General features: G+C 69.3%; 9 protein-coding genes and 1 pseudogene. 8 read left to right on the forward strand and 2 right to left on the reverse strand.

Translation table 11 applies throughout. The features are described 5' to 3' along the window. The first annotated feature begins 126 nt into the window (after window positions 1-126). From ruvC to BRW65_RS22895, 6 genes are all read left to right on the forward strand, one after another. Window positions 127-681, forward strand: a complete 555-nt coding sequence (gene ruvC, locus BRW65_RS22870) for a crossover junction endodeoxyribonuclease RuvC (protein WP_073878582.1) — start codon at window positions 127-129, stop codon at window positions 679-681. Further along, on the forward strand, window positions 678-1,274 hold the full coding sequence (gene ruvA / locus BRW65_RS22875; RefSeq protein ID WP_073878584.1) for a Holliday junction branch migration protein RuvA: 597 nt from the start codon (window positions 678-680) through the stop codon (window positions 1,272-1,274). Before ruvC ends, ruvA begins: the two co-directional genes overlap by 4 nt. After that, on the forward strand, window positions 1,271-2,317 hold the full coding sequence (gene ruvB, locus BRW65_RS22880) for a Holliday junction branch migration DNA helicase RuvB (protein WP_073878586.1): 1,047 nt from the start codon (window positions 1,271-1,273) through the stop codon (window positions 2,315-2,317). The genes ruvA and ruvB overlap by 4 nt, the downstream gene beginning before the upstream one ends. Window positions 2,318-2,528: 211 nt before the next feature. Further along, window positions 2,529-3,203, forward strand: a complete 675-nt coding sequence (locus BRW65_RS22885) for a hypothetical protein (protein WP_073878588.1) — start codon at window positions 2,529-2,531, stop codon at window positions 3,201-3,203. Window positions 3,204-3,332: 129 nt separating this feature from the next. Beyond that, entirely contained in the window at window positions 3,333-3,719 is a 387-nt protein-coding gene (locus BRW65_RS22890) for a DUF1304 domain-containing protein (RefSeq protein WP_073878590.1), read from the forward strand. Window positions 3,720-3,848: 129 nt separating this feature from the next. Next, window positions 3,849-4,538 carry a hypothetical protein gene (locus BRW65_RS22895; RefSeq protein ID WP_073878592.1) on the forward strand — a complete coding sequence of 230 codons (690 nt, stop codon included), beginning with the start codon at window positions 3,849-3,851 and terminating at the stop codon, window positions 4,536-4,538. 61 nt (window positions 4,539-4,599) lie between these two features. Here BRW65_RS22895 and car read toward each other — a convergent pair whose 3' ends face one another. Next, a complete protein-coding gene (gene car, locus BRW65_RS22900; RefSeq protein ID WP_073878594.1) occupies window positions 4,600-8,121 on the reverse strand; it encodes a carboxylic acid reductase in 3,522 nt (1,173 codons plus the stop codon). A gap of 150 nt (window positions 8,122-8,271) precedes the next feature. Next, complete coding sequence (gene gabT, locus BRW65_RS22905; RefSeq protein ID WP_073878596.1) at window positions 8,272-9,621, reverse strand: 4-aminobutyrate--2-oxoglutarate transaminase; 1,350 nt, start codon at window positions 9,619-9,621, stop codon at window positions 8,272-8,274. Window positions 9,622-9,831: 210 nt separating this feature from the next. Here gabT and yajC point away from each other — a divergent pair, with 210 nt between their 5' ends. Continuing rightward, on the forward strand, window positions 9,832-10,170 hold the full coding sequence (yajC, locus tag BRW65_RS22910) for a preprotein translocase subunit YajC (RefSeq protein WP_073878598.1): 339 nt from the start codon (window positions 9,832-9,834) through the stop codon (window positions 10,168-10,170). Window positions 10,171-10,282: 112 nt separating this feature from the next. Further along, window positions 10,283-10,805: pseudogene (locus BRW65_RS22915) on the forward strand (protein translocase subunit SecD); the annotation flags it as partial.

Raw genomic sequence — 10,805 nt, forward strand, 5'->3', positions numbered from 1 at the left:
TTTTCGTTGAGTTCGGCGCTGTAACGTCGCGCGGCGGAATTGGCAGTACCGCCGCGTGTCCTGCGCGGAGCCGTCGGTGCCGGCCGCTAGGGTATCGAACAGCTGTTCTACAGGTGGGAGCGGGCAATGCGCGTGATGGGCGTCGACCCCGGACTGACCCGATGCGGACTGTCGGTCGTGGAAACTGGGCGCGGGCGAAACGTGGTCGCGCTGGACGTGGACGTGGTGCGGACGCCGTCGGACGCGCCGCTGGCCGAGCGGCTGCTGGCCATCAGCGATGCCGTCGAGCACTGGCTGGCCACGCACCAACCGGACGTCGTCGCCGTCGAGCGGGTGTTCTCCCAGCTGAACGTGTCGACGGTGATGGGCACCGCGCAGGCCGGCGGCGTGGTCGCGCTGGCGGCGGCCAAGCGCGGCATCGACGTGCACTTCCACACCCCGAGCGAGGTCAAGGCCGCCGTCACGGGCAACGGCGCGGCGGACAAGGCTCAGGTGACCGCGATGGTCACGAAAATCCTTGCGTTACAAGCAAAGCCGACTCCCGCGGACGCCGCGGACGCGCTGGCGTTGGCGATCTGCCATTGCTGGCGGGCGCCGATGCTGGCCCGGATGGCGGCGGCCGAGGCGCTGGCCGCGCAACAGCGGCACGCGTACCTCGCCAAGCTGAAGGCCGCGCGATGATCGCCTCGGTGCGCGGTGAGGTGCTCGAGGTGGCGCTCGACCACGCCGTCATCGAGGCGGCCGGTGTCGGCTACCGGGTGAACGCGACGCCGTCGACGCTGGCGACGTTGCGCACCGGGACCGAGGCGCGGCTGATCACCGCGATGGTGGTGCGCGAGGACTCGATGACGCTGTACGGGTTCGGCGACGCCGAGACCCGCGACCTGTTCCTGACCCTGCTGACCGTGTCGGGGGTTGGCCCGCGGCTGGCGATGGCGACGCTGGCGGTTCACGACGCCGTGGCGCTGCGGCAGGTGCTGCACGACAGCGACGTGGTTGCGCTGACCCGGGTCCCCGGCATCGGCAAGCGCGGCGCCGAACGGATGGTGCTCGAGCTGCGCGACAAGGTGGGCGCGGCGGTGTCGGCGGGCGCACCCGCGTCCGCGGTGAACGGGCACGCGGTGCGCGGGCCGGTGGTCGAGGCCCTGGTCGGCCTCGGCTTCGCCGTCAAGCAGGCCGAGGAGGCCACCGACAAGGTGTTGGCCACCGAACAGGACGCGACGACGTCCGGCGCCCTGCGCGCCGCTTTATCGCTGCTGGGTAAGTCGCGATGACCGACGACTTCGCCGACCGCGAGCTGTCCCCGGCGCTGGCCGTCGGGGAGGGCGACGTCGACGTCAGCCTGCGGCCGCGGTCGCTGGGGGAATTCATCGGCCAGCCGCGGGTGCGCGAACAGCTCCAGCTGGTCATCGAGGGGGCCAAGAACCGCGGCGGCACGCCGGATCACATCCTGCTGTCGGGGCCGCCGGGGCTGGGCAAGACGTCGCTGGCCATGATCATCGCCGCCGAGCTCGGGTCGTCGTTGCGGGTGACGTCGGGTCCCGCCCTGGAGCGCGCCGGTGACCTGGCCGCGATGCTGTCCAACCTGGTCGAGCACGACGTGCTGTTCATCGACGAGATTCACCGCATCGCCCGGCCCGCCGAGGAAATGCTGTACCTGGCGATGGAGGACTTCCGCGTCGACGTGGTGGTCGGCAAAGGCCCCGGGGCGACGTCCATACCCCTGGAGGTGGCGCCCTTCACCCTGGTCGGCGCCACCACCCGGTCCGGCGCGCTGACCGGTCCGCTGCGCGACCGGTTCGGGTTCACCGCCCACATGGACTTCTACGAACCCGTCGAGCTGGAGCTGGTGCTGGCCCGCTCCGCCGGCATCCTCGGCATCGAGCTGGGCGCCGAGGCGGCCGAGGAGATCGCCCGGCGCTCGCGGGGGACGCCGCGCATCGCCAACCGGCTGCTGCGCCGGGTCCGCGACTTCGCCGAGGTGCGCGCCGACGGGGTGATCACCCGCGACGTCGCCAAGGCCGCGCTGGCGGTCTACGACGTCGACGAACTCGGTCTGGACCGGCTGGACCGGGCGGTGTTATCGGCCCTGACCCGCAGCTTCGGCGGCGGCCCGGTCGGGGTCTCCACGCTGGCGGTGGCCGTGGGGGAAGAGGCCGCCACCGTCGAGGAGGTGTGCGAGCCGTTCCTGGTCCGCGCTGGGATGGTCGCCCGCACGCCGCGGGGCCGGGTGGCCACCGCGCAGGCATGGACACACCTGGGCTTGAACCCGCCGGCGGGCGTCACCGGGTTGGGCCAACCCGGTCTGTTCGATTAGTGGCCAGGCCCCATTTGCGGCCAAATCGTGACCTTTGCGGCTGAGCCGGCGAGCGACCGTTCCCGGCTCCGCTTTTCTGCCTGCTCAGAAGGCCGCTGCGGCGGCGATCGCGCTCCCGCTCACCGGCCATAGCCACCACCTGCGCGGGTTACCCGCCGGCATCGCCGGGTAACCAGGCTCACAGCAGTAATACCTGTTAAAGGAGATTCCGATGAGGACCACGCGCTATGACAATGAACGCCCTCGCGCGCTGTACATGCCACGTACCCGCGGCGCGCTAACCGGGCTGCTCCTGATTCTGTTGGGTGCTTGGGGCGCACTGGTGCCGTTCTTCGGGCCCAACGTCGACTGGGCCTACCTGACCGACCCCGCATGGACGTGGACCGCGACCAAGGGATGGCTCGAGGTACTCCCCGGTGCCGCCACGGCACTGGGTGGCCTGCTGGTGCTCCTGTCCGGCAATCGCGCCAGCGCCGTGTTCGGCGGTTGGTTGGCCGTCCTCGGCGGCGCCTGGTTCGTGGTCGGCCGCGCGTTCGCCTCGACCCTTGGCCTCGGGGACCTCGGTCAGCCGGCAGCGGCGACGGACCTGAAGCGCGCATTGCTCGAGATCAGCTACTTCACCGGCCTGGGCGCCCTGATCGTGTTCCTGGGCGGGGCGGCCGTGGCGCGCACGGCGGTTCGGCACGCGCGCGACGTCGTGGTGACGGAACCCGCCCCGGTGGCGGCCGGCGCCGTGCCGGCGGGTGAGCCGGCCGTCTACGACGAGACGCGCGGTGTGACCGCGGCGCGGACAGACCGGGTGGAAGCCGAACCCCGCGGGCGTGGCTTCTTCGGTCGGCGCGCCGGTGGCGGCCTGTTCCACCGGCACCACCACGCCGGCGTGTAACTACCCACGCGGGAGGCGCCGGTAGCCCTTGGCTACCGGCGCTCTTTCGCGTCTGGGCCCGCCGGACGACCGCGTGTCGGTAGAGTTCAGCGTGCCCACGGCGCAGGCCTCGACCCCCGAGGAGGAGCGATGATCACCGCCGGGTTGGTATTCGCCGGGCTGGCGGCTTTATTGCACGTCTACATCTTCGTGATGGAATCGTTGACCTGGACCTCGCCGCGCACCCGCGCCACGTTCGGCACGACGGCCGAGGAGGCCGAGACCACCAAGCTGCTGGCTTTCAACCAAGGCTTCTACAACCTGTTCCTGGCCGTGCTCACCGGCCTTGGCATCGCGTCGATTGTCTTGCGACACAACGCCGTTGGTGCGACGCTCATCTTCGCCGGCGTCGGGTCCATGGCCGCGGCCGCGGTGGTCCTGCTGCTGTCCGCGCCGGAGAAGGCGCGGGCCGCGGCGACCCAGGGCGCCTTTCCGGCCATCGCTATCGTGCTGTTGCTACTCGGCCTCACCCGTTAACAACTGTCTCACCAGCCCCAATCGTCACGGGGGCGGGCTCGCCTGCGCCCATCCGATGGGTTACGAGTGGAAATGGTCGGGTACCCATGTCGCGCCGGAAATAGGCCCGGTATTCAACGAGGGGATGTCATGAAATACGCAGAAGACGACCAAACCCGCGGGCTGAGCATGCCGCGTTCGCGTGGCGCGGTCAGCGGACTGCTTCTGGTCATTCTGGGAGCTTGGGGGGCGTTAATACCGTTTGTCGGACCGCGCTTTAATTTCGCCTACACGCCCGATCGGGAGTGGGCATGGAGCACGGCTCGAGGGTGGCTCGAGGTTCTGCCTGGTGCCGCGACCGTCCTGGGCGGTCTCTTGCTGATCGTCGCCGGAAACCGCGTCGCCGCGATGCTGGGCGGCTGGCTGGCGGTCCTGGCCGGCGCCTGGTTCGTCGTCGGTGGTCAGCTGGCGCCGCTGCTGGGAATCGGCTCCGCCGGTGACCCGATCGCCGCGACCGAGCGCAAGCGCGCGGTCCTCGAGGTCAGCTATTTCTCCGGACTGGGTGCGCTGATCGTCTTCGTGGGCGGTGTGGTGCTGGCGCGCACGGCCGTGCGGCTGGCGCGTGACGTGCAGCCCGTCGCACCGGCGGCCGCGGCAACGCCGGGCGTCGAACCGTACCGGGAGTCGACGTATGAGCCGGCCGAGGTGTCCTCCGGCGCGCTGACCAAGCCACGGACGGCTGCCGACCCGGAACCGAAGCGCGGGTGGCGCCGCCAGCGCCCGGGCGCGGCGTCGGGCGCCAATGCCGCGTACCTGCGCTGGCCGCACCCTTCCCAGTAACGCGCACGCAGAAAGACCGATCGCCAGCCTGAAGCCAGGCTGGCGATCGGTCTTGGGTGCCTTACAGCAGTCCGAGCAACTGCAGGTCGGTGATGTACTTGACGATGATCGGCGCCGAGACATGCGGAATGTCTTTGTCGGGGCCGATTTTCGCCTCCTGCACCGCGGCGCGGAAGCGGTCGGTCGGTGCCATCGAACCGTTGATCGGCTTCTCGGGCTTCTGATAATTGTGCAGCAGCGGCAGCAGCGAGTACTGGCGCTGCCGCTCCGGCAGGCCCCGCATCGTCTGCTCGAACCGCCGCAGCCATTCGCCGTAGTCGGCGATGCGCTGGATCCCGTAGCCCGCCTCGATCAGCCAGTCGACGTACTCGTCGAGGCCGATGCCGTCGTCGTACGGGTTCATCACGTGGTACGTCTGGAACCCAGTCCCACGGGAGCCCTCGTCCAGCACCTGCGTCCCCAGTGTGGAGATCGCCGCGGCGATGAACTCGACGGGCAGGCCGTCGTAGTGCGAACGCTGGCGGTTGCCCTCGGCGTCCAGCTCGTAGAACGAACCGGGCGCGACACCGGTAGCGACCAGGCTCAGCATCAGCCGGGTGAACATGTCCGGCAGGTTGAGCTGGCCGGCGTAGGTGATGTCGGCCAGGATCATGTCGCACCGGAACACCGCCACGGGCAGGCCGCACAGGTCGTGCGCCTCGCGGAGCAGCACCTCGCCGGCCCACTTGCTGTTGCCGTAGCCGTTGGCGTAGTCGTCGTTGATCGCGCGGGTGGGGCTGATCTGCCGGATGTCGGCGTCCTCGACGAACTGTCCGGGCTTGATCTGGTCACCGACGCCGATCGTCGACACGTAGGTGTACGGCTTCAGCTTGGTGGTGAGCGCGATCCGGATGAGCTCGGCGGTGCCGAGCGCATTGGGGCCGAACAGCTCGCTGTACGGCAGCACGTGGTTGACCAGCGCGGCCGGGTCGACGATCAAGTCGACCGTGTCGGCGAGCCGCTGCCAGGTCTGCTGGTCCAGGCCGAGGTTGGCCTCGCCCTTGTCGCCGGCGACGACCTCCAGGTGGTCGGCGGCAAGCTCCCGGTAGTGCGCCAGAAGCTTGGGGTCTCCACTGTCGAAGGTCTTGTCCAGCCGGGCGCGCGCCTCCGCGTCGGACTTGGCCCGAACCAGGGCGATCACCTTGCCGTCGACCATGTCCATCCGCTCGAGCCATTCCAGCGCCAGGTAGCGGCCCAGGAAGCCGGTCGCTCCGGTCAGCAGCACGGTGCGGACCTCGGCGGTCGCCTTCGGCAGGCTGGGCGCGGCGGCCAGCGTCTCGGCCTCGAGGAACTTGTCCAGGGTCAGGTCGCGGGCGTGCACCTCGGTCGCGTCACGGCCGTGGACGGCGGCGAAGGTGGGCCGCTTGGTGCCCTGCCGCTCGCCCTCGATGTAGTGGGCGATGGCCTGCAGGTCACTGGCCGGACTCACGATCACGCCGACGGGGACGTCGATGTCGAAGATCTCGCGCAGCAGGTTCCCGAACGTCAACGCCGACAACGAGTCTCCGCCGAGGTCGGTGAAGTGCGCGTCGGGCGTCAGCTCGCTGCTCGCCGTGCCCAGCATGGCCGCGGCGGCCCGGCTCACGGTCTGCAGCACGGGCGCGTTCGCGCCGTTGCGCCGCAGTTCGGCCAGCTCGTTGGCCTGCCCCTCGGCCAGCTCGGCGTAGAGCTGCTCGAGCCGCTCGCCGTAATGCTGCTTCAACTTCGGCCACGCCAGCTTGCGGATCCCGGTCAGCAGACCGTTCTCCAGGCTGAACGGGGTGGTCTCGATGATGAAGTCGCGCGGCACCTCGTAGGACTGCAGGCCGGCCTGGCGCGCGACGTTCTGCAGCGAGTCGGCGATCCTGGGCTTGAGTGTCTCCAGGTCGCCCGAGGCCAGTGCCTCCTCGGTGGGGACCACGACGGCAAGCAGGTAGGGCTGCGAACTGTTGCCGTAGACGTAGATCTGGCGCACCAGCGGGCTGTTGCCGAACTCGGCCTCCAGCTTGGCCAGGGTGACGAACTCGCCCTGCGCCAGCTTCAGCACGTTGTTGCGGCGGTCGACGTACACCAGCTTGTCGGGCGCGACCTCGGCGAAGACGTCGCCGGTCCGGTAGTAGCCCTCCTCGTCGAACACGTTGGCGGTGGTCTCGGCCCGCTTGTAGTAGCCGGGGAACATGTTCTCGGTCCGCAGCAACAACTCGCCCCTTGGGTGGGGCCGGTCGGTGCGGAAGTAGCCCAGGTCCGGCACGTCGACGAGCTTGTAGTCGATCACCGGCGGGCGCTGAACCTCGCCGTCGAACAGCACCATGCCGGCCTCGGTGGAGCCGTAGCCGTCCATCAGGTGCATTTCGAGCAGCGATTCGACCCAGGCGCGCAGCTCCGGCGAGGTGGGCGCCGAGCCCGTCATCGCGAAGATGTACCGCCCGCCCAACAGGTACTGGCGCTGCTCGGCCAGCACCTCGGCCTCGATCGCGGCACGGTCGCCGCCGTCGGCCAGCCGCCGTTCGACGACGCGCTGGAATTCGCCGAACAGCGTCTCCCAGATGCGCGGCACGAAGTTCAGCTCGGTGGGCCGCACCAGCTCGAGGTCCTCGAGCAGGGTCGACAGGTCGCTCTTGGCCGCGAAGTAGGCCGTGCCGCCGTTGCCCAGCGTGCCGTAGAGGACGCCGCGGCCCATGACGTGGCTCATCGGCATGAAGTTCAGGGTGATCGACGCGGCGCTCTCGCCGAACCAGTTCCTGCTGCCCCGGCGCCAGATCTTGCCGACGTTGCTCTGCGGGTACATCGCGCCCTTGGGCGCGCCGGTGCTGCCGGAGGTGTAGATCAGCAGGGCCAGCGGGTCGGGCTCGTCGGTGGCCGGGATCGGCGCGTCCGGCAACGCCTTGCCGCGATCGAGCACCTCGGCGAGCGTTTCCACCGTGACGCCGGCGTCCGCGAGCCGCATGCGGGCGGTCTCCACCGCCTCGCGCTCGTCGTCGACCTCGGGGTGGTAATCGAACACCACCAGCTTGGCGGGCCGGTGGCCGCTCAGGATCAGCTCCACGGCGTCGGGCAGCTGGTTCGCACTCGCCGCGATCACGGTGGGCTCGGTCTCGGCGACGATCGGCTGCAGCGACGTCAGCGACGCGCTGGTCTGCAGCGGGACCGACACCGCGCTGATCGTCGCCAGGGCCACGTCGATGGTGGTGTAGTCGACGCTGTTGAAGCCCAGCACGCACACCCGGTCACCGGGGTGCACCTCGTCGTGGGCCCAAGCGCGGCCGAGCGCTGAAACCCGTTGGCTGAGCTCGCGGTAGGTCAGCGTCTGGTAGCGGGAAAGCAACTCCAGCCTGGTGCGTCCGCTCGCTGAGTCCTTGACGAACTCCACCGCGCGGTGCGCCAACGCGGGGCGGTCCGCGTACCCCTCGAGCACCGTCCGGATCACCTGCGGGAGGCGCAGCCCGGGCTGCTCGAGCGCCGCTTCGATCGCCTTGTCGGGGCGGGCGGCGGCGAACTGGGGGTCGTTGGCGGTCAGGTCCTCGATGCGGCGCTCGAGCCGCTCGTCGTGATTGATGGTCGACATAAACAATTCCCTTGTAATGAAAGATATTGAGTCTTCTCGCGCTGATGCGCTGATGATTAGAACGTTAGCTAAAGTAACGGTATTCCACCATGGCCGCGCCGCGGCTCACCTTGTGAGGTTGCCCACGCGGCTCGCTCGAGTCCGCCGGTGTTACAGGTCGGCCAGCAGTCCCGCCAGGACTTCGAGGCCCTCGTTCAGCAGCTCGTCGCTGATGGTCAGCGGCGGCAGCAGCCGGATGATGTTGCCGAACATGCCGCAGGTCAAGACGACGACCCCGGCGGCATGGGCCGCGGTGGAGAGTTTCTGAGTCAGCTCCGCATCGGGCTCGGCGGTTCCTGACTTCACCAGCTCGATGGCGATCATGGCGCCGCGACCGCGCACCTCGCCGATCCGGTCATCGCCGGCCTGCAGGCGCAACAACGGTTCGGTGATCAGCCGTTCCAGTTGCCGGGCCCGCTCGATCAGCCCGTCACTTTCGATCGTGGTAATGGTGGCCAGTGCTGCAGCACAAGCGATGGGGTTTCCGCCGAATGTGCCGCCCAAACCGCCAACGTGCGACGCGTCCATGATTTCCGCGCGGCCGGTGACGGCCGAGAGCGGCAGTCCGTCGGCGATGCCCTTGGCGGTGCAGATCAGGTCGGGTTCCAGACCTCCCGGGCCCTCGTGCTCGCACGCGAACATCGCGCCCGTGCGCGCGAAACCGCTCTGCACCTCGTCGGCGATGAACACCACGTCGTTGTTACGGCACCAGCTGAGCAGGGTGGGCAGGAATCCCTCGGCGGGCACGATGAAGCCGCCTTCGCCGGCGATCGGTTCGATGACGACCGCGGCGAGGCTGTCGGCGCCGACTTGGTTCTCGATCACGTCGATCGCCCGGGCGGCGGCCTTCTCTCCGTCGGTGGCCAGCTCCTTGTCGAGCAGGCCGTCCCGGTACGGGTAGGACATCGGAGCCCGGTAGACCTCCGGGGCGAACGGCCCGAAGCCGCTCTTGTACGGCTTGGACTTGGCGGTGAGCGCCATCGCCAGGTTGGTGCGGCCGTGGTACGCGTGGTTGAACGCCACGACGGCGGGCTTGCGGGTGTACGCGCGGGCGACCTTGACGGCGTTCTCGACGGCCTCGGCGCCCGAGTTGAACAGCACCGAGCGCTTCTCGCCGGAGCCCGGCGTGATCCGGTTGAGCTCCTCGGCGACAGCGACGTACTGCTCGTAGGGCGCAACCATGAAGCAGGTGTGGGTGAACTCGGCGACCTGGGCGCGCACCGCCTCCACCACCCGGGGCGAGGAGTTGCCGATGGTGGTCACCGCGATGCCCGAGGCCAAGTCGATGAGCCGGTTGCCGTCGACGTCCTCGATGATGCCGCCAAAGGCCCGCGCCACGAACACCGGTAACGAGACGTTGACCCCATGAGACACCGCCGCCGCGCGCCGTTTGGTCAGCTCCAGCGAAGCGGGACCGGGGATTTCGGTGACCAGCTGGCGAGTCTGCTCGAGGCCGGCCACGATTTTCTCCTCACCGCGGCGCGCCTGTCACGTCGCTACTCCAGCCTATCCGGCAGGGCCCCGCCCGGCCTCGCGTGCACCGCGGCGCTCGGGAGCTACCTGCGGCAATGGCACACTGGCCGGTATGAGGTGGGCGGCCCGCGGGTCGTCCCGGCCACCAATGGCATTGAAGTGCCACGACGAAGCCACTACGAAAAGACAGGCCCCTTGATGGATAGTTTGATCCTGTTCCTGCCCTTCCTGCTCATCATGGGCGGGTTCATGTACTTCGCGTCGCGGCGCCAGAAGCGCGCGATGCAGGCCACCATCGACCTGCACGAGTCGTTGCAGCCGGGCGACCGCGTGCACACCACGTCCGGGCTTCAGGCCACGGTCGTCGAGATCACGGACGACACCGTCGACCTCGAGATCGCGCCCGGCGTGGTCACCACCTGGATGAAGCTGGCGATCCGCGACCGGATCCTGCCCGACGAGGACGATCTCGCCGAGGACGACGATGCCGACGACTTGGAAGAATTCGGCGACAACCGGGCGACCAAGGATTCCTGACGGCAATTGCGGCCCAAACGCACCAGCGGCGCGATCGCCGAGTCGGAGCCACGTAGTCTTTTCTAGGCTCTGTCCGGGGTAAGAAACCGATTCGCGAGGAGATAGAAGGAACGTGGCATCGTCTTCTTCGGCGCCGGTGCACCCTGCCCGCTACCTGTCCGTCTTCCTGTTGCTGCTCGTCGGGGTGTACCTGCTGGTGTTCCTGACCGGGGACAAGCGTGCCGCCCCCAAGCTCGGGATCGACCTACAGGGCGGCACCCGCGTCACGTTGACCGCGCGCACGCCGGACGGGTCGCGTCCGAGCCGCGACGCGCTGGCGCAGGCGCAGCAGATCATCAGCGCGCGGGTCAACGGGCTGGGCGTCTCCGGTTCGGAGGTCGTGGTCGACGGCGACAACCTGGTCATCACCGTGCCCGGAAACGACGGCAACGAGGCCCGCAACCTGGGGCAGACCGCCCGGCTCTACATCCGCCCCGTGCTCAACTCGATGCCCGCGCAGGAGCTCCAGCCCAAGCCCGCGCCGCAGGCGCCGCCGCCGGGTCAAGCGCCGGCCCCGGGACAGCCGGCGCCGGGCCAGGCACCGCCCCCGGCCGAGGCGTGGGTGCGCCCGGGGCTGTCCGATCCCCGCATCGCCA

The sequence above is a fragment of the Mycobacterium paraffinicum genome, from assembly GCF_001907675.1.
GTDB lineage: Bacteria > Actinomycetota > Actinomycetes > Mycobacteriales > Mycobacteriaceae > Mycobacterium > Mycobacterium paraffinicum_A.